The organism is Microvirga thermotolerans (genome assembly GCF_009363855.1).
GTDB lineage: Bacteria > Pseudomonadota > Alphaproteobacteria > Rhizobiales > Beijerinckiaceae > Microvirga > Microvirga thermotolerans.
In genome coordinates this window covers 312,352-331,728 of sequence record NZ_CP045423.1, presented here as the reverse complement: position 1 = coordinate 331,728, position 19,377 = coordinate 312,352, and the positions used below count along the sequence as shown (strand labels likewise).

At 70.3% G+C, this 19,377-nt stretch carries 15 protein-coding genes; 6 read left to right on the top strand and 9 right to left on the bottom strand.

The features are described from left to right. The first annotated feature begins 50 nt into the window (after window positions 1-50). Entirely contained in the window at window positions 51-1,286 is a 1,236-nt protein-coding gene (locus tag GDR74_RS01535; RefSeq protein ID WP_152584652.1) for an NAD(P)/FAD-dependent oxidoreductase, read from the top strand. A 76-nt stretch (window positions 1,287-1,362) separates the two neighbouring features. Here the strand turns inward: GDR74_RS01535 and GDR74_RS01530 are convergent, their stop codons facing one another. The 3 genes from GDR74_RS01530 to GDR74_RS01520 form a co-directional block, all read right to left on the bottom strand. Continuing rightward, the gene (locus GDR74_RS01530; protein ID WP_152584651.1) at window positions 1,363-3,639 is read right to left on the bottom strand and encodes a CDC48 family AAA ATPase; all 2,277 of its coding nucleotides are present in this window, start codon (window positions 3,637-3,639) and stop codon (window positions 1,363-1,365) included. A gap of 271 nt (window positions 3,640-3,910) precedes the next feature. After that, on the bottom strand, window positions 3,911-6,034 hold the full coding sequence (locus tag GDR74_RS18470; protein WP_152584650.1) for a calcium-binding protein: 2,124 nt from the start codon (window positions 6,032-6,034) through the stop codon (window positions 3,911-3,913). A gap of 101 nt (window positions 6,035-6,135) precedes the next feature. Continuing rightward, window positions 6,136-7,386, bottom strand: coding sequence for a ubiquinone biosynthesis hydroxylase (locus tag GDR74_RS01520; RefSeq protein ID WP_152584649.1), 1,251 nt, complete (start codon window positions 7,384-7,386; stop codon window positions 6,136-6,138). 129 nt (window positions 7,387-7,515) lie between these two features. Between GDR74_RS01520 and tesB the strand changes: the two genes are divergently transcribed. After that, window positions 7,516-8,373, top strand: coding sequence for an acyl-CoA thioesterase II (tesB, locus tag GDR74_RS01515; RefSeq protein ID WP_152584648.1), 858 nt, complete (start codon window positions 7,516-7,518; stop codon window positions 8,371-8,373). Between the two features lie 32 nt (window positions 8,374-8,405). On the opposite strand, the gene GDR74_RS01510 is transcribed toward tesB, so the two are convergent. The 3 genes from GDR74_RS01510 to GDR74_RS01500 form a co-directional block, all read right to left on the bottom strand. Beyond that, window positions 8,406-9,428 (bottom strand): ABC transporter substrate-binding protein, encoded by a 1,023-nt coding sequence (locus GDR74_RS01510; RefSeq protein WP_152584647.1) that lies wholly within the window; start codon window positions 9,426-9,428, stop codon window positions 8,406-8,408. Window positions 9,429-9,473: 45 nt separating this feature from the next. Beyond that, window positions 9,474-10,265 carry an ABC transporter permease gene (locus tag GDR74_RS01505; protein WP_152584646.1) on the bottom strand — a complete coding sequence of 264 codons (792 nt, stop codon included), beginning with the start codon at window positions 10,263-10,265 and terminating at the stop codon, window positions 9,474-9,476. A gap of 61 nt (window positions 10,266-10,326) precedes the next feature. Next, window positions 10,327-11,157: an ABC transporter ATP-binding protein gene (locus tag GDR74_RS01500; RefSeq protein WP_152584645.1), complete on the bottom strand. Its 831-nt coding sequence runs from the start codon at window positions 11,155-11,157 to the stop codon at window positions 10,327-10,329. Window positions 11,158-11,463: 306 nt separating this feature from the next. Between GDR74_RS01500 and GDR74_RS01495 the strand changes: the two genes are divergently transcribed. Continuing rightward, entirely contained in the window at window positions 11,464-11,802 is a 339-nt protein-coding gene (locus GDR74_RS01495) for a P-II family nitrogen regulator (RefSeq protein ID WP_152584644.1), read from the top strand. Between the two features lie 37 nt (window positions 11,803-11,839). Beyond that, window positions 11,840-13,174: an ammonium transporter gene (locus tag GDR74_RS01490; RefSeq protein WP_152584643.1), complete on the top strand. Its 1,335-nt coding sequence runs from the start codon at window positions 11,840-11,842 to the stop codon at window positions 13,172-13,174. A 291-nt stretch (window positions 13,175-13,465) separates the two neighbouring features. Here the strand turns inward: GDR74_RS01490 and GDR74_RS01485 are convergent, their stop codons facing one another. The 3 genes from GDR74_RS01485 to GDR74_RS01475 are packed head-to-tail and all read right to left on the bottom strand — an operon-like array spanning window position 13,466 to window position 15,468. Then, on the bottom strand, window positions 13,466-14,068 hold the full coding sequence (locus GDR74_RS01485) for an SCO family protein (protein WP_152584642.1): 603 nt from the start codon (window positions 14,066-14,068) through the stop codon (window positions 13,466-13,468). 15 nt (window positions 14,069-14,083) lie between these two features. Further along, on the bottom strand, window positions 14,084-15,040 hold the full coding sequence (locus tag GDR74_RS01480; protein WP_194164598.1) for a DUF1775 domain-containing protein: 957 nt from the start codon (window positions 15,038-15,040) through the stop codon (window positions 14,084-14,086). Between the two features lie 47 nt (window positions 15,041-15,087). Continuing rightward, complete coding sequence (locus GDR74_RS01475) at window positions 15,088-15,468, bottom strand: hypothetical protein (protein ID WP_152584641.1); 381 nt, start codon at window positions 15,466-15,468, stop codon at window positions 15,088-15,090. Window positions 15,469-15,603: 135 nt separating this feature from the next. Here GDR74_RS01475 and GDR74_RS01470 point away from each other — a divergent pair, with 135 nt between their 5' ends. Both GDR74_RS01470 and GDR74_RS18310 read left to right on the top strand, forming a co-directional pair. Continuing rightward, on the top strand, window positions 15,604-18,201 hold the full coding sequence (locus GDR74_RS01470) for an FtsK/SpoIIIE family DNA translocase (RefSeq protein ID WP_152584640.1): 2,598 nt from the start codon (window positions 15,604-15,606) through the stop codon (window positions 18,199-18,201). A gap of 110 nt (window positions 18,202-18,311) precedes the next feature. Next, entirely contained in the window at window positions 18,312-19,304 is a 993-nt protein-coding gene (locus GDR74_RS18310; RefSeq protein WP_246179822.1) for a LolA family protein, read from the top strand. The last annotated feature ends 73 nt before the right edge of the window (window positions 19,305-19,377 follow it).

Sequence of the window (19,377 nt, the reverse complement as noted above, 5' to 3'; positions counted from 1 at the left end):
CAGGACGCATCTCCCGGCAACGCCTCCCGCCAGAAACGACAGGCTTCACCATGCGGACAATCGTCATCGGAGCGGGCATCGTCGGTTCCGCGGTCTCGCACGCGCTCCTCGACGCGGGCCATGCGGTCACGCTCGTGGACACCGACGGCCGGCCGGGCCGGGCGACCGACGCCAATGCGGGCTGGATCGCCCACACGGACGTGATGCCGCTCGCCTCCCCCAGGGTGTGGCGCAACCTTCCCCGCTGGCTTTTCGATCCCCTCGGCCCCCTGACGATCAGGCCCGCCTACCTGCCGCGGCTCCTGCCCTGGCTCGTCCGCTTCGTCCTGGCCTCGTCGCCGGACAGGATCGCGTCGAGCATCGCGGCGATCCGCTCCATCAACGCGGAGGCGCTGCCGGCCTGGAAGACGCTGCTGAAAAATCTCGGCCTCGACGGCCACCTGCGGGAGAAGGGCATCCTCTCCGTGTGGCGGACGGGCGCGGGTTTCCAGGGCGCGCAGGAGGTGCTGGCCTGCCAGAAGCGGTTCGGCATCCCGGTGGAGGTGCTCGACCGGGAAGAGCTCGGGCGTCTCGAGCCGGCCCTGCAGAACGTCGCCGCGGCCGTGCTCTACCCGGACGCCTGCCACGTGGCCGACCCGGCGGCGCTCGCCGCGGCCCTGCTGGCGCGCGCGGTCGAGCGCGGCGCGCGGAGGGTGCACGGCACGGCCCTCGCCATCGAGACCGGCGCGGAGGGCCTCCTGGTGCGGACGGACGGCGAGGCAGGCGCCCTGCCGGCGGACCGGGCGGTCGTCGCCGCGGGCGCCTGGTCGCGCAGCTTCGCGAAGCAGCTCGGCGACGACGTGCCCCTCGACACGGAGCGGGGCTACAACGCGACCTTCCCGCCGGGGTCCTTCGGCCTCTCGCGTCCCGTCATGTTCGAGGGAGAAGGCTTCGTCGCGACGCCCCTCGACAGCGGCGACCGCATCGGCGGCGCCGTCGAGTTCGGAGGCCTCGAGGCCGCACCCGACCATCGCCGGACCGAGGCGATGGTCGAACGGGCGAAGCGGTTCCTCCCCCGCCTGGATCCGAGCCTGCCGGCGAAGCGCTGGATGGGCTTTCGCCCCTCCATTCCCGATTCGCTGCCCGTAATCGGCCCCGCCCGCCGGGATCCGCGGGTGATCTACGCCTTCGGGCACGGCCACTACGGCCTGACCCAGGCCGCCGTCACGGCGCGGATCGTGGCCGCCCTCGCCGAGGGCCACCCCGGCCCCGTGGATCCGAAGCCGTTCTCCGCGCAGCGTTTCTGAAGGCCATGGGAAGATCGGATGCGCCGCGTGCCCGCCGCGACGGCCTGCGGACCCTCCTGCCGGCGTGAGCGCGCCTCTATTCCGCCGCCTGGCGGACCGGCATGAAGCCGATGGGCTGGCGCTGCGGGCCCTCCTGCTTCAGCGTGCGCAGGATATCCTGGTATTCCTGCTCCATCTCCGGCGTGACGGAGGGGCGCGTCTCCTTGAGGGCCTGCTCGAAATGCTCCCGGGTGACCGTCTTGGCCTCGAGGGATTCCCTCAAGGCGAGAAGCCCGGCCCGGCGGGTCAGGTCTTCGAGATCCGCGCCGGTGTAGCGGTTCGTGCGCTCGGCCAGGCTGTCGAGGTCGACATCGTCCGCGAGGGGCATGTTCTTGGTGTGGATGCCGAGGATGTGGCGGCGGCCCTTGGCGTCGGGCACGGACACGTAGACGAGCTCGTCGAAGCGCCCCGGGCGCAGCAGGGCCGGGTCGACCAGGTTGGGCCGGTTCGTGGCGGCCATCACCACCACGCCCTGAAGCTCCTCGAGCCCGTCCATTTCGGCCAGCAGGGTGTTGACCACGCGCTCCGTGACCGCAGGCTCGCCGAGCCCGCCGCCGCGCACGGGAGCGAGCGAATCGATCTCGTCGATGAAGATCACCGTCGGCGCCACCTGGCGGGCGCGGGCGAACAGGCGCGACACCTGCTGCTCCGATTCGCCGTACCACTTGGACAGGAGGTCGGAGGACTTCGTCGCGACGAAATTGGCCTGCGCCTCCCGCGCCACGGCCTTGGCGAGGAGGGTCTTGCCGGTGCCGGGCGGCCCGAAGAGCAGGAAGCCCTTGGCGGGGCGGATCCCCATCCGGCGGAACGCCTCCGGGCTTTTGAGCGGCAGCTCCACGCCCTCCTGCAACCTGGTCCGCGCCTCCTCCAGGCCGCCGATGTCGTTCCAGGTCACGTTCGGCACCTGGATCATGATCTCGCGCAGCGCCGAGGGCTGGACCCGCTTCAGGGCATTCATGAAGTCGGCGCGGGTGACCTGGAGCTTCTCCAGGATCTCGGCGGGAATGCCCTCCTTCAGGTTGATGTCGGGCAGGATCCGGCGCAGCGAATCCATGGCCGCCTCGCGCGCGAGCGCCGAGAGGTCGGCGCCGACGAAGCCGTAGGTCGTGCGGGCGATCTCGTCGAGGTCCACGTCCTCGGAAAGCGGCATGCCGCGGGTATGGATGGCGAGCACCTCCCGCCGGCCCGGCTCGTCGGGGACGCCGATGACGATCTCCCGGTCGAAGCGCCCCGGACGGCGCAGCGCCTCGTCGATGGCCTCGCGCCGGTTGGTCGCGCCGATGACGACGATGTTCTGCCGCGGCTCGAGCCCGTCCATGAGGGTGAGGAGCTGCGCCACGATGCGCCGCTCCACCTCGCCCGTCACCTCCTCGCGCTTGGGGGCGATGCTGTCGATCTCGTCGATGAAGATGATCGCCGGCGCGTTCTGCTGCGCTTCCTGGAAGACCTGCCGGAGGCGCTGCTCGGATTCTCCGTAGTGCCGGCCCATGATCTCGGGCCCGGCGATGTGGAAGAACTGCGCCTCGGTCTCGTTCGCCACCGCGCGCGCCAGCAGCGTCTTGCCGGTGCCGGGCGGCCCGTAGAGCAGCACGCCCTTCGGCGGGTCGATGCCGAGCCGCTGGAACAGCTCGGGATGGCGCAGGGGCAGTTCGACCATTTCCCGGACCTGGTCCACCGTGTTTCCCAGGCCGCCGATGTCGTCGTAGGTGACGTCGGCGCGGCGCGCCTCCTTCGGCTCCTCGAACTGCGGCCGCAGCTCCACCTCCGTCTCCTCCGTCACCTGCACGATGCCGCGCGGCTGGGTGGAGACCACCACGAGGCGGATCTCCTGCAGGCCGTAGGCGGGAATGTTGAGGAGGCCGCGCAGCTCTTCCGGAAAGCGCGGATCGACGGTGCGGGGCGCATGGACCGAGGTCGAGATCACGTCCCCGGCCGTCAGGGGACGGCGGTAGAAGGTGCGGCGCAGCGCCTCGCCCGAGCCCTGCAGGCGGACGTTCTTCTGGGCGGGGGCGAGCACGACCCGCGTCGCCGGCTTCACCTCGGTGCGCCGGATCTCGACGTAATCGCCGCTGCCGACCCCGGCATTGACGCGCTGAAGGCCGTCGAGACGGACGATGTTGAGCCCCTCGTCCTCGGAATAGGGGGCGACCGCGATGGCGGTGGTGTGCCGCTTGCCGACGATTTCGACGGCCTGGCCCTCCCGGAGGCCGAGATCCGCGAGGGTCTTGCGGCCGATCCGCGCGACCCCGCGCCCCGCGTCCTCCGGCCGCGCGTTGGCCACCTGCAGCCTCGCGCCCTGGATATCCTCTGCCATGACCGTCTCCCTCGCCCTGCCCGCCGGGGAAGGCGATCCCGCGACGTCAGGCCCCTCGATGTCGAACGCTCGGATGGGACGCTCCGGGCCGGACCCGGACGACGAGGGACAAACGTTCGATGGCCGGACTTGTTGCATGCCGCGGCCGGCACCTGCGGCATGCGCGGCGGTGCGCGTTGGGCGGAGAACGGCGGCGGGAAAATTCTCCCTCCTCGCATCCGGCCGAGGGGCGTACGGGCGCTCCCTCGTGCCGGTTCTGCGTGAGGAAAGCTCAGGTCACGAAGAAATCGTGGTAGGTCAGCTTGAGGTTCTTCTGCAGGACCGCGATCTGGATCGCGGCCGCCTTGCCGGTCCCGTCCGGATCGTAGAACAGCGCCCCGGTCTTCTTGTTGTAGACGATTCGGTCGGTCGAATCGTGCACGTGATCGCCGATCCAGAAGGCGCTCTTCGCCAGCCATCCCTTCTTGGGCAGCTTGGAGAAGATCTTGCGGGCGAGATGAAAGGTGTCGTCGTTCGGGGCGAAGTCGTAGACCGTGTCTACGTTGCTCCTCACGTTGGGCCGCGCATCGAGCACGAAGGCGTCCCTGCCGGCGCCGCCGATGAGGGCATCGTTCCCCGTGCCGCCGGTAAGCGTGTCGTTTCCCTCCTGTCCCCACAGGGCATCGTCGCCGCCGAGCCCGGTCAGCCGGTCATTCCCGGCCTCCCCGACGAGGGAATCCTTGGACGCGGTGCCCTGGAGGAGGAGAGGTGTCGTCTCGACGACGTTGCGCACCGAGAGGGTGACGGTCTTGACGAGCTCCTTGCCCCAGGGATCGCTCCCCTTGACGACGAGGTCGTATTTCCGGGCCGTCTCGTAGTCGAGCGCGCCCTTCAGGACGATGCTGCTGCCGTTGACGGCGAAGAGGCCGCCCGCATCCGTGACCAGGGAATAGGTCAGGCTGTCGCCGTCCGGATCGGAGCCGAACAGGGTGCCGACATTGGTGTTGGGGGCGGTGCTCTCCGCGATGCTGCCCGCGGAGAGGAAGATGCCCGTGGGCGCGCCGTTGACGAGGGCGACGGTCTTGTTCGCGAACTGCGCGAAGCGGATGTCCTTGAGGGTGTCCTCGCCCTCGGGTCCCACGATCCTGAAGGTGCCGCTCTCCGTGCCGGGCGTGATCGTGTAGGCGGTGCTGTTGCCCGCATAGACCGCCCGGTCCTCGCCGGCGCCGCCGTCGAGGGTGTCGTTGCCGAGGCCGCCTTCGAGCGTGTCCGCGCCGGCGCCGCCGGCGAGCACGTTGCCGTCCCCGTTCCCCGTGAGCCTGTCGGCGCCGGCTCCGCCCTCCAGGTTCTCGATCCCTATGAGCGTGTCGCTGCCGTAGACCCCGGTATTCTGCGCGCCGGCGACGGCGAGGCTGACGGTGAGCGGGGAGGTGCCCACATACCGGACCGTGTCGATCCCCGCTCCTCCGTCGAGCCTGTCGTCGCCGAACGCGCCGTCGAGGGTGTCGTTGCCGGCGCCGCCTTCGAGGGTGTTCGCGAAGTCGTTCCCGGTGAGCCTGTCGTCCTGCGCGCTGCCGATCGCATTCTCGACGTTGACGATCCTGTCGGCCTGGAAGCCCGTGTATTGCAGCGACGCGATGGCGAGGTTGAGCGTCACGCCGGCGGTCGCGAAGGAATAGTCCACCGTGTCGTTGCCGCCGCCGCCGTCCACGTAGTTGCTGCCCAGTCCAACGGAGAAGGTTTCCGCCTGGGCGCCGCCATAGGCCGTGTCGTCCCCGGCGCCGAGAAGGATCAGACCCGTGACGGCCCCGCGCGTGCCGTCGTAGAGATCGTTCCCGTTGCCGAGGTCGATGGCAACCGCCTGCGGCTCGGCGGAGGTGGTCCTGATGGTGCCGCCGTTGACGACGTAGTCGCCGCCCCCGCCGCCCTTCACGGCGACGCCCGTCGCGCTGATCGTCCCGGTGTTGTGAAGTTCGATCTTGTCCGAGGCGGCCGGCGCCGCGGCCACGACATCGATTCCGGTCCCTGCCGTGAGCGTGCCCCGGTTCATGACGAACGCGGCGCCTCCGGAGAGCCGGATTCCCGTTCCGCCGTTGGCGGTGATCGAGCCGACATTCGTGACCGCGCTCGGGCCGATGGAGGACACGACGATGCCGTGGCTGGCGTCGGACGTGACGGAGCCCTCGTTGTAGACGGCGCTGTCGCTCCCCTTCAGCTCGATGGCGTAGCCCCCGCCCCGGACCATGAAGCCTTCGGCGATGGCGATCCGCTGCTTGAGCGTCGCCTGGAGCGCGATGCCGGTCGCGGTCACGATGTCGAGACCCACGAAGGCGGTGCCTGCGTCGGCAAGCTCGACGAGCGCATTGGTGCCGGGGGCCGGAAGCGGATGGGTCGCGTCGAAAAAGTAGTTGGTCATGAAAGGATCCGGAATGAAGAAGGGATCCTTACCGTTACAATATTTCGTTGAATTTTCAAAGGGGCGGATGCGCCCCCGCCGTCCAGGCCGCCGCGAGGAAACTAGAGGGCCTCGCCCCTCAGGAGGCGGGGTGCCGTGCCGCGGCCGAGCCCGGCCGCCTCGCGGATGAAGAAGCTCTTGAGGGCGGGCATCCGGTCGACGAGGCCGAGGCCGAGGTCGCGGATCAGGCGGATCGGGAGAATATCGTTGGAGAACAGCCGGTTGAGTCCGTCCGTCACCAGCCCCATCGCGGTGATGTCCGCCCGCCGGGCCCGCTCGTATTCCTCGAGCACGTCCGCGGCGCCGGGATCCCGCCCCAGGCGCAGGGCCTCGACCACGATCTCCGCCAGCGCCGCCGCATCGTGAAGGCCGAGGTTGAGTCCCTGGCCCGCGATGGGATGGATCACGTGGGCCGCATCGCCGAGGAGCGCCAGCCTTTCGGCGGTGAAGCGCCGCGCCACCCCGAAGGACAGGGGGAAGGCCTGCGGCCCGGTCTCGAAGGACAGGGCGCCGAGCTGGAGCCCGAAGCGGCGCTCCAGCTCCGCCAGCAGGTCCTCCGGATGGGATTCGAGCAGGTGCGGCACCGCCTCGCTGCGCTCGGACCACACGATGGAGGAGCGGTACAGGCGGCTGCCGTCGGGCGCGGTCTCGGGCTTGAGCGGCAGGATCGCGAAGGGGCCGGAGGGGAGGAAGTGCTCGACGGCGCGCCCCTCGTGATCGCGGGCGTGGCGGATGGTCGCGACGATGGCCGACTGGCGGTAGGGCCAGGAGATCCAGGCGATGCCGGCCAGTTCCCGCAGGCGCGAGCGCGCCCCGTCCGCCGCCACGAGGAGACAGGCGCGCTCGGTCCGGCCGCCCGCCGCCACGTCGATGCCCGCCGGGTCGGGGGAGAACGATTCCACCCCCGTCGCCTTCAGGGACACGCCCGCCCCCCGGCAGGCCTCGACCAGGGCCGCTGTCAGGTCGCCCCCGGCGATCATGTGGGCCAGGGGCCGGCCCGCCTCCACCTCGCCGGCGAAGGTGAGGAAGGAAGGCCGCACCGGATCCTGCAGGCGGCTGTCGGTGATCACCATGTCGTGGATCGGCTGGGCCGCGTCGGCGACGCCGTCCCAGATGCGCAGGGCCTCGAGCATCCGCCGCGCCGCAGCACCGATGGCGTAGGCGCGCTTGTCGGCGTGCGGATCGCGTCCGAGGGCGGGATCGTACATGGTCACCTCGACCCCGTCGGAAAGGGCCTGCTTCAGGGCGAGGGCGAGGGAGAGACCGGCCAGACCGCCGCCGGCGATGACGATGCGGGGAAGCTCAGCGCTCATGCAGGTCTCCTGGCCGGGCCCCGGGGAATCTAGGGCACAACCGGGATGTCAGCGATGGAACGCTTCGCGTCAAGCTTGACGTTCCGCGCCGGCTCTCCGATGGATGGCGTCCGTCAAGGGAGCCCGCCCATGTCCAGCGCCGTCGCCAACCTGCTCAAGATCCTCGACCTCGAGCCCCTGGAGGTGAACCTGTTCCGCGGCCAGAGCCCGAAGACGGGGTGGCAGCGGGTGTTCGGCGGCCAGGTGATCGGCCAGGCGCTCGTCGCCGCCTCCCGCACCGTCGAGGGCCGCCAGCCCCATTCGCTCCACGGCTACTTCATGCTCCCGGGCGACCCCAAGGTGCCGATCATCTACGAGGTCGACCGCATCCGCGACGGGCGCAGCTTCACCACCCGCCGGGTGGTGGCGATCCAGCACGGACAGGCGATCTTCTCCATGTCCGCCTCCTTCCAGGTGGCGGAGGACGGGTTCTCGCACCAGGCGCCGATGCCGGACGTGCCGGGCCCCGAGGCGCTGCCCAGCGAGGCGGAGGTGAAGGCGGAGCTCCTGCCGAAGATGCCGGAGCCCATGCGCACCTATTTCGAGCGCGAGCGGCCCATCGAGATGCGTCCCGTCGAGATCCAGCGCTACACCTCTACCGATCCCGGCAAGCCGATCTTCCACGTCTGGATCCGCGCCACGGACCGGCTGCCCGACGACCCGGCCGTGCACCAGGCGGTGCTGGCCTACGCCTCCGACATCACCCTGCTCGATTCCGCCCTCATCCCGCACGGGCGCACGGTGTTCGACCCGAAGGTGCAGGCGGCGAGCCTCGACCACGCCCTGTGGTTCCACCGCCCCTTCCGCGCCGACGAATGGCTGCTCTACGCCCAGGACACGCCCAACGCGGGCGGCGCCCGCGGCTTCTCCCGCGGCCTCGTCTTCCGGCAGGACGGCACCCTCGTCGCCTCGGTCGCGCAGGAGGGCCTGATCCGCGACCGCAGCTGATCCCGGATCCGCCCGCCCCGCTGTCGCGCGTCTCAGCCGGCCGCCTTCCTGACGAAGCGGTCGTCGAAGGTGGCCGCGAGGTCGACCTTCGCGTCCTTCAGCTCCGGATCCAGGGTCTTGAGCATGTCCATCACGCTCGCCATGCCGTCCGGCGGGACGATGCCGGTGCGGGAATAGCTCTCCAGGGAGTTCTGCACCGCCTTGATGTAGAGCGGCTTGTCGCCGAGGTAGTATTCGGGCGGCACGGTCTCGGCCACCTCCTCGGGCTTCGCGCCCTGGAGCCACTTGAGCGCCTTCATGAAAGCGTTGACGAGGCGCTGGGTCGTCGCCGGGTTGGCATCGATGAAATCCTTCTTCGTGTAGAGGGTCGCGGCCGGATTCGAGCCGCCGAACAGGGCGCGGGTCCCGGCCTCCGTGCGCGTGTCGATGAGGATCGCGATGTCGCCGTCCGCTTCGAGCTTGGCGATCACCGGATCGAGATGGGCGATCACGTCGATCTCGCCCTTCTGCACGGCCGCGACCGCGCTCGCGCCCGAGCCGACGCCGATGATGGCGGCGTCGGTCGGCTTCAGGCCCGCCTTCACCATGGCGTATTGCGTGGTGAGCGCCGTGGAGGAGCCCGGCGCCGTGACGCCGATCTTGAGGCCCTTGAAGTCGGCCGCGGACTTGATCTGCCCGGCCTTCTCCTTCCTGACCGCGATCACGATGGCCGGGAAGCGTCCGAGCTCCGTGACGGCGCGCACGTCCTGGCTCTTGGCCTGCATGCGGATGGTGTGCTCGTAGGCGCCGGTCACCACGTCCACGGAGCCGCCGATCAGCGCCTGGAGCGACTTGGCGCCGCCGCCGAAATCGTTGATCTCCACATCGAGCCCCTCCTCCTTGAAGAAGCCCCGGCGCTCCGCGACGGTGAGCGGGAGGTAGTAGAGCAGCGGCTTGCCGCCGACGCCGAGCGTCACCTTGGTCTTCTCGGGCTTGTCCTGCGCGAAGGCGGTGCGGCCGAGCCCCGCGGCAAGGGCCGCGGCGCCCGTGCCGATCAGGAATGTGCGGCGTTCCATGGTCGTCTCCCTGTTCCGTTGCGGTTGTTGGACAAAAAGGATCGCTCAGCCCGGCCCGCCTGTCGACGGGCCCGGGCGCCAGACGAGGAGCCGCCGTTCGATCGCCGTCACCACCATGTCGATGAGGATGACGAAGACCGACAGGATCAGCATCCCGGCGAAGACGCCCGTCACGTCGAACACGCTCTCGGCCTCGTGGATCTTGTAGCCGAGCCCGGCGGAGGAGCCGAGATACTCGCCCACCACCGCGCCGACGAGCGCGAAGCCCACGGAGGTGTGGAGCGACGAGAACATCCAGGTCAGCGCCGCCGGCCAGTAGACGTGGCGCAGGAGCTGGCGCTCGTTCATGCCGAGCATGCGCGCATTGGCGAGCACCACGGGGCTCACCTCGCGCACGCCCTGGTACACGTTGAAGAACACGATGAAGAACACGAGCGTGAAGCCGAGCGCCACCTTCGACCAGATGCCGAGCCCGAACCACAGGGCGAAGATGGGCGCGAGCACCACGCGCGGCAGGGCGTTCGCGGCCTTGATGTAGGGGTCGAACACCGCCGCCAGCATGTCGCGGCGGGCGAACAGGAACCCGAACAGGATGCCGCCCGCCGCCCCGAAGGCGAAGGCCAGAACGGTCTCGAGCAGCGTGATGCCGAGATGGCGCCAGATCTCGCCGGTGGCGAACTCCTTCCACGCCCGCGCCAGCACGTCGGCGGGATTGGAGAAGAAGAACTGCGCCTGCTTCACGGGCGCGAGGATCGGATAGGCCGTAAACACGTGCCAGAGCAGCAGGAACGCGATGCCGACCAGGAGCTGGAGCGCAAGGAGCCTGACGCGGTTCATGGAGTCTCTCCTCCTCCCTCATTGCGGCGCCGCCCCCGGGACGGCGATGGCGGCTCAATCGTCACGGCGTCGCTCCCTCGCCCTGCGCGTAGGCCTTCTGCACCTCCGTGCGCAGCCTGGCCCAGATCTCCCGGTGGATGTGGTGGAAGGACGGCTCCAGCCGCACCTCCGCGATGTCGCGCGGGCGCGGCAGCGTGACGGGAAAGTCGCCGATGATCCGCGCGGCGGGGCCTGCGGACATCACCACCACCCGGTCGGCGAGCGCGATGGCCTCCTCGAGGTCGTGGGTGACGAAGAGCACCGCCTTGCGGTTCGCGGCCCAGAGGTCGAGCAGCAGGTTGCCCATGATCTGCCGCGTCTGCGCGTCGAGGGGCCCGAAGGGCTCGTCCATGAGCAGGATCTCCGGATCGCGGATCAGCATCTGCGCCAGGGCGACGCGCTTCCGCTGCCCGCCGGAGAGCATGTGCGGATAGCGGTCCACGAAGGTCGAAAGGCCCACGCGGCCGAGCCACAGGCGCGCCTTCTCGCGCGCCGTTTCGGCGGCGACACCCTGCGGCTCCAGGGCGACCGCGACGTTCTGCAGGGCGGTCTTCCAGGGCATGAGCGCGTCCTGCTGGAAGAGGTAGCCGGCCCGCCGGTTGAGGCCCTGGAGGGGCGCGCCGAAGATCGAAACCTCCCCGTCCGAGGGCTTCAGCAGCCCGGCGGAGGCGTTGAGGAGCGTGGACTTGCCGCAACCGGTCGGGCCGACCACGGCGATGAACTCGCCGGGCCCGACCGAGAGGTCGATGGCCGAGACGGCGCGATAGCCGGTTCCCTTCGGGCCGAAGGTGATGGCGACGTTGCGCAGGGCGATGGCGGGGACGGTCTCGGCAGGGGACTCGGTGGCAGGCATGGACTGGGGCGTTTCCCGCGTCTTCTTCGGCGACGCTTGCGACCAGCCTAAGGCCTCGTCCCGAGATGGCAAGGCCGGACCTTCCCATGAGGCACGCGAGCCGTTGCCTCAATTTTAGGCACGGATCGGCCCGTCTGCCCGATTTTCCGGACGCATCCCCCGCGGCCGGCCCGTTTCCCCGGCGGCCGGCCCTGGCACGGTTCTTGCTTGATCCTCGGTCGGGACCCGCCGCGGGGCGGATCCAGGCATCTCCCCGGGCGGCCGACGAGGCCGGCGCCGGGCGCTTCGAGAAGGGGGTTTTGGCCCATGAAAATCGTGATGGCGGTCATCAAGCCGTTCAAGCTGGAGGAGGTCCGCGACGCGCTCACCTCCCTCGGCGTGCACGGCCTCACCGTGACCGAGGTGAAAGGCTACGGACGCCAGAAGGGGCACACGGAGATCTATCGCGGCGCCGAATATGCCGTGAGCTTCCTGCCCAAGCTGAAGATCGAGGTGGCGGTGCCCGCCGAGATCGTTCCCCAGGTGATCGAGGGAATCGCCCTCGCGGCCCGCACGGGCCAGATCGGCGACGGCAAGATCTTCGTCGTGCCTCTCGAAAAGGCGGTTCGCATCCGCACGGGCGAGGCCGACGCCGATGCCCTGTGATCCCCTCATCCTTCCTTCCGTCCGGAGTTCCGAACCGATGAAGATCCGCACCTCTCTCGCCGCCCTTGCGGGCGCAGCCGTCCCGACCCTCGCCGCCCTCGGCCCGGCGCTCGCGCAGGATGCCGCGCCGACCGTCGACAAGGGCGACACCGCCTGGATGCTCGTCTCGACCGTCCTGGTGGTCCTCATGACCATTCCCGGCCTCGCCCTGTTCTACGGCGGGCTGGTGCGCACCAAGAACATGCTGTCGCTGCTGATGCAGGTGTTCTCCGTGTTCAGCCTCGTGGCGATCCTGTGGGTCCTCTACGGCTATTCCCTGGCCTTCACCGCGGGCCCCGGCGGGATCGGCGCCTTCGTCGGCGGCTTCTCGAAGGCGTTTCTCGCAGGCGTGACGACGGGCTCCACCGCCGACACCTTCACCAAGGGCGTGGCGATCCCGGAATTCGCCTTCGTCGCCTTCCAGCTCACCTTCGCGGCGATCACCCCGGCGCTCATCGTCGGCGCCTTCGCGGAGCGCATCACGTTCAAGGCGGTGATGCTGTTCACGGCCCTGTGGCTGACCTTCGTCTACCTGCCCGTCGCCCACATGGTGTGGTTCTCCGAGGGCTATCTCTTCAGGCTCGGCGCCCTGGACTTCGCGGGCGGCACGGTGGTGCACATCAATTCCGGCGTCGCGGGCCTGATCGGCGCGCTCATGGTCGGCAAGCGCATCGGCTACGGCCGCGACCTGCTCGCCCCGCATTCCCTGACGCTCACCTTCGTGGGCGCGTGCCTGCTGTGGGTCGGCTGGTTCGGCTTCAATGCGGGCTCGAACCTGGAAGCGACCGGCGCCGCCGCCCTCGCGCTCGTCAACACCATCCTGGCGCCCGCCGCGGCGGGCCTCGCCTGGACGGCGGCGGAGGCGATCGAGAAGGGCAAGGCCTCGCTCCTCGGCATCGCCTCGGGCGCGGTGGCCGGCCTCGTCGCGATCACCCCCGCGGCGGGCCTCGCGGGACCGATGGGCTCCATCGCGCTCGGCCTCGCCGCCGGCCTGGTCTGCTACGTGGCGGTCACCATGGTGAAGAACGCCCTCGGCTACGACGACGCCCTCGACGTGTTCGGCATCCACGGGGTCGGCGGCATCGTCGGCGCCATCGGCACCGGCATCGTCGCCGCGCCCTCCCTCGGCGGCTACGGCGCGGGCGAATATTCCATCGCGGGACAGGTCTGGATCCAGCTCGTCGCGGTGGCCACGACCCTGCTGTGGACCGGCGCGGGCTCCCTCGTCCTCTACAAGCTCGTCGATCTCGCGGTGGGCCTGCGCGCCAGCTACGAGGCGGAGCGCGAGGGCCTCGACCTCGCCGATCACGGCGAGCGCGCCTACAACTACTGAACTGTCCGGCGACGGAGGAAACCAGCCGGGAGATCGTCGAACGGGAAGCCCCGGCCGCACGGCCGGGGCTTCTTCGTTTCCGTCGTACTCCGCGTCGCCAGTTCGGTTGCCGTTGGGGCCTTGCTCTCTTCCTCCACGGATCGCAGCGTGCGCGGGCAGCGCAGCACCCCTCTTCCACTCCACCGCCGTCATCCCCGGGGCTTGTCCCGGCGATCCCCGTCTTTGCAGCACTGCCGTGAGAAGACGTGCATGGCCGGATCGCGTCCGGCCATGACGTGCGAAGGGGACGGGCTATCCGTTCCTCGCGAGCTTCCTCAGCTTGTCGCGCCGGACCTCCTGGGGCTCCTGGAAGTTCGAGGCCGCGACGAAGTCGCCCTTGCCGTCCATGAGGAAGATCGTCGCCGTGTGGTCCATGGTGTAGCCGGACTCGGTCGGAACCTTCTTGTAGTAGACCTTGTAGGCCTTGGCGGCGGCGGCGATCTCGTCCGCCGTCCCGGTGAGGCCGACGATCCGGGGATCGAAGGACGACAGGTAGGTCTTCATCGGCTCAGGCGTGTCCCGTTCCGGATCGACGGTCACGAAGACCACGTTCAGCCGGTCCGCGTCCCGGCCCAGGGCCTCGAGATCCTGCGTCAGGTCGTAGAGGGTCGTGGGGCACACCTCGGGACAATGGGTGAAGCCGAAGAAGAGGGCGAAGGGCTTGCCCTTCAGCGCCTCGCTGGAGAAGGGCCTGCCTTCCTGGTCGGTGAGCTGGAACGGACCGCCGATGGGCACGCGCGAGGCCGTGCCCGACGGCCTCGGATCCGGCAGGACCAGGAGCAGGGTGACGAGGAGCACGAGCGCCGCCGTCAGGAACACGACGAGCGGCAGGAGAAGCGATCGCTTGAGCGCCATCGGAAACCTCCCCGCCTAGTGCCTGTGCCCGGCCGGCATGGCGCCGGACCCGCCGCCCTGGCCGCCCATCCCGAGCACCGTGTATTCCACCTCGACCGGACCGGCCTTCTCGAACACGAGGGTGCCCTTCACCCGCTGGCCGTCCTTCAGAGGTTCCTTCAGCTCCATGAACATGAGATGGGAGCCGCCGGGCTTCAGTTCCACGGTCTGGCCCGGCGCGATGACGAGCCCGCCCTCCACCTGTCTCATGCGCATGACGTTGTCGGCCATGGACATCTCATGCAGTTCGACCCGCTCCGCGAGCGGGAACGAGCCGCCGGTCAGCCGGTCGGGCTCCCGGCCCTCGTTCGTGATGCGCAGGTAGCCGCCGGCCACCTTCGCGCCGCCGGGGGTCGCCCGCGACCACGGCTGCTCGATGAGGAGGCTTCCCGCCCTGACCGGCCCCGGCGCCCCGGCGGGAGCGGCGATGCGCACGGCGGGGGCGGGCGACTTCAAGGAATGGGCGTCCTGGCCCGCGGCGGGCACCTGGGTCCATTGCTCCGAGCCGTTGCTGCAGGACTGGATCACCGGAAAGTAGACCGTCGCGCCGGGCTGGAAGGCGTCCGTGAAGCGGGCCTGGAAGACGAACTCGTCGTAGAAGCCGTCGTCGAGGCTCCCCGTCCAGACGATCTCCTTCACCCCCTCGGCCACCGGCTCGCCGTGCAGGGGATAGGAGCGGGCATAGGCGCCCTTCGCGGTCTCGAGGGTCCAGCCGGCCTTCGGCATGGGCTTCACGTCGATGACGCCTTCCGGGATCCGGACGCGGATCTTCAGGGTCGGCTGGCCGTCGCAGCCGTGGGGCACGCGCAGCACGGCCTTGTAGGCGGAATTCGCCGCCGCCTGCGCGGTCTCGAAGGAGACATGGGCGAGGACGGGCGCGGCCATGGCGAAGGAGGCCGCAGCGAGGGCGGCCGCAAGGGGAATCGATTTCATGAGGGTTCCTGTGGCTGGGTTGGAGGCGCGATCGCGAGGCGAATCGGTCAACCCAGGCGCGGCGGTGCGCGCGAACCGACGGGCGGGAGGCCGGAGGTCCCGACGGAGGACGGCGCCTCCGGCAGGAAGGCGAGAACCGTGGGGCGGGCGGGCGGATGGGCAAAGCCCGCCGGCACGGGCTCCGGCGCGGCGGAACCGGCCGCAGCCTGGCAACTGAGGATGCAGCACAGGGCATCGTGAGCCTGCGCCGGCGCGTGGGGCGCGGAATCCCCGGCGGCCCGGGTGCAGACGATGCCTTCCGCGAGGCCCGCCTCGGCATGGAGGGCGCCGCCGAACGAGAGCAGGAGCGCCTGGAGCGCCAGGGCATAGGCGAGCGCGGCCACGATCCCGGCCCGCTGCCACCGCCCGATGAATGCCCTGCGCGTCATGGGGTGCACACTGGTGCCTCCGGGGCGCGGCGTCAACGGGAGACGCGGCGCCCTTAGGGTTAAAGGACCCTTAACCCCATTCCCGTATGGTCGCAGTTCGATTTCGTGGAATGAGATTGCGATCCAGGGTTCTCGATGCGCACGGCACGCCGCTCCTCGTCAGCCTATGACGGTCTCTCCAGCGCCCTGCGGGCCTTCGTCGCCCGGCGGGCCCAGGAGATGATCGGCCTTTGCCTGCTCGTCCTCGCCGGCGCCGTGGCCGCGGCCCTCGCCACCTGGTCGGTGGACGATCCGAGCCTCAACAACGCCACCGATGCCCCGGTCCGCAACCTGCTCGGCTGGCCGGGCGCCATCGTCGCCGATCTCCTGATGCAGCTCCTCGGGCTCGGCTCCATCGCCGCCCTGCTGCCCCTCGCCCTCTGGGGCTGGCGGCAGATGAAGTCCGGCCATCTCGGCCGGGCGCAGCTGCGCCTCGCCCTCTGGATCATCGGCACCGGCGCCGCGACCGCCCTCGCCAGCGCCCTGCCCGCCACCGACCGCTGGCCCCTGCCCACCGGGCTGGGCGGGGTGGTGGGAGACGCGATCCTCGCCGCCGGGAAGGCGGTGACCGGACTGTCCAGCGGTTCCGGAAGCGCGGTGCTGGGCCTCGTCTTCGCGGCGGTCGCGATCCTCTCCCTGAGCGCCGCGGGCGGCCTCGGCCTTTCGGAGGAGCGCCACAGGGAGGAGCTGGACGACCTGGACGAGCCGGCGGCTCCCCGGCGCGGACGCGGCCGGGCGGCCGAATGGGACGAGGCCGAGGATCCCGGCCGGGACGAACCGGGCTGGGGCATCGTGTCCCTCGGCGCCCTCGCCCACGGCTTCATGAGCCTGCGCGCCGCCGCCCGCCGCTGGGCCGAGAAGCGGGCCGCGGCCGGCCTCGGCGAGGAGGCGGCGGTTCCGGCGGGCGGCACCGCCCGGCGCGGCGCTCCCGACGCCATCTGGACCCGCCGCGAGCCGATCCTCGACGACGCCCCCCGGCGGCCGAAGCCCGCTCCCGCCGCCGCCCCCCTCCACGACGAGGACGACGAGGGCTGGGACGAGGCGCCGCCTCCTGGCCCCGGCCGCGCCGCGCCGGAGCCGCCGCCCTCGCGGGTCGCCCCCGTGCCGGCGGCGCCGAAGCCCGGCAAGCGCATCGTGCGCGAGGCGCAGCCCTCCTTCCTCGACGAGGGGGAGTACCAGCTTCCTCCCCTCGGCCTGCTGGCGGAGCCGAAGAAGCCGCAGGCGCCCGCCATCTCGGCGGACGCGCTCGAGCAGAACGCCGCCCTCCTCGAAGGCACGCTGGAGGATTTCGGCGTGAAGGGCGAGATCATCAACGTGCGCCCGGGCCCGGTGGTGACGCTCTACGAGCTGGAGCCGGCGCCCGGCACCAAGTCCTCGCGGGTCATCTCGCTCGCCGACGACATCGCCCGCTCCATGAGCGCGGTCTCCGCCCGCGTCGCCGTGGTGCAGGGGCGCAACGCCATCGGCATCGAACTGCCGAACCACAAGCGCGAGACGGTGTTCCTGCGCGAGCTCCTGGCGAGCCACGACTTCGAGACCACCAAGCAGAAGCTCGCGCTCTGCCTCGGCAAGACGATCGGCGGCGAGCCGGTGATCGCGGACCTCGCCCGCATGCCGCACCTGCTGGTGGCCGGCACCACCGGCTCGGGCAAGTCGGTCGCCATCAACACCATGATCCTGTCCCTCGTCTACCGCCTGAAGCCGGAGGAATGCCGTCTGATCATGGTGGACCCGAAGATGCTGGAGCTCTCCGTCTACGACGGCATCCCGCATCTCCTCACCCCCGTCGTCACCGATCCGAAGAAGGCGGTGGTGGCGCTCAAATGGGCGGTGCGGGAGATGGAGGACCGCTACAAGAAGATGTCGAAGCTGGGGGTGCGCAACATCGACGGCTTCAACGCCCGCGTCTCGGAAGCGAAGGCCCGCGGCGAGGTCATCACCCGCACCGTCCAGACCGGCTTCGACCGCGAGACCGGCCAGGCGGTCTACGAGGACGAGGCGATGGACCTCGAGCCGCTGCCCTACATCGTGGTGATCGTCGACGAGATGGCCGACCTGATGATGGTGGCCGGCAAGGAGATCGAGGGCGCGATCCAGCGCCTGGCGCAGATGGCGCGCGCGGCGGGCATCCACGTGATCCTGGCGACCCAGCGCCCGTCGGTGGACGTGATCACCGGCACGATCAAGGCGAACTTCCCGACCCGCATCTCCTTCCAGGTGACCTCGAAGATCGACAGCCGCACGATCTTAGGCGAGATGGGCGCCGAGCAGCTTCTCGGCCAGGGCGACATGCTCTACATGGCCGGCGGCGGGCGCATCACCCGCGTGCACGGGCCGTTCTGCTCCGACGAGGAGGTCGAGAAGGTCGTCGCCCACCTCAAACGACAGGGCCGGCCGCAATATCTGGAAGCCGTCACCGCCGACGAGGACGAGGGCGGCGCGGGCGGCGACTCGCCGGTCTTCGACCAGGGCGAGTTCGGAGCGCCGGGCGGCGATCTCTACGAGCAGGCGGTCGCGGTGGTCCTGCGCGACAAGAAGGCGTCGACGTCCTACATCCAGCGGCGGCTGCAGATCGGCTACAACCGCGCCGCCTCGCTCATGGAGCGCATGGAGAAGGAGGGCATCGTCGGCCCCGCCAACCATGCCGGCAAGCGCGAGATCCTCCTCGAAACGCCGGACATGGGCGACGAATGAGGTGGCTCGAATCGACGCAGCCGGAACCTTGGCCCTGGGCAGCGCGTCATCGATTGGCCACATGAGGGGGCTAGCGCAGCGCCCGACCTGAGATGCAAGGAATGTTCCGGATGCGCCTTTCCCGCCCGATCCGCCTCGCGACGATCCTCGCCGCCCTCGGCGCGGGAGCGGCGCCGGCTGCGGCCCAGGTGCTTCCCTACGAGCTGTTCCAGCCGCCGAAGGCCGTGTCCCCGACCGCACCCGCGACCATCGCCTCGGCAGCGGAAGGCTTCACCCTGACGGCGGCGCCCCCCGCCACCGCCGCGTTCCATCCGCGCAGGACCGCCCGGCCCGCAGCGGCCGATGCCTCCAGACCCGAAACGCTCAAGCCCGCGGAGCCGGTGAAGGAGGCCTCCGCCGCCGTCCCGCAGGTCGCGCCCCTGCCGCCGCCGCCCGTGCGCCCCGCGACCCTCAGGGACGTGCCCGTAGCCGAGCCCGTGGAGATCGCGCCGCGCCCGGTGATGGCCGCGGCGGTCGGCCCCGCAGCGCTCGCCAAGGTCCAGCCGCCGGCGCAGCCCCTGTCGAACCGCGAGATCCTCGAGCGGGCGAACGCCTATTTCACCAACCTGAGCACCCTCGTGGCCGACTTCACCCAGGTCGGCGGCGACGGCCGCAGGCTCGGCGGCACGCTGTACCTGCAGCGCCCCGGCAAGCTGCGCTTCGAATACGACCCGCCCGCCACCCTGGAGGTCATCGCCGACGGCACCTCCGTCGCCGTGCGGGACAAGAAGCTCAACACGCAGGACCTCTACTTCATCCAGCAGACGCCCCTGAAGTTCCTGCTCCGGGAGCGGGTCAATCTCGGCCAGGACATCGCCGTCACCGGCATCTCCAGCGATCCGAACTCGGTGCGCATCAATCTGGAGGACAGCTCGACCCTCGGCGGCACGTCCCGCATCGCGCTCTATTTCGATCCCGAGGTGCAGAACCTGACCCAGTGGCGGATCACCGACCCGCAGGGTTTCCAGACCGTCGTGACCCTGAACAAGGCCAATCGCGGCCGGTCCATCGACCAGGCCCTGTTCCGGATCCCGAACGCGCCGGTGATCGGCAACAACCGCTAGCGCCGGGGCGGGCGGCGCCCGGCGCCCTTCCCTTGCGACGCAAACTGTCGTAGCCGAAGGAGATCGAGGCTAC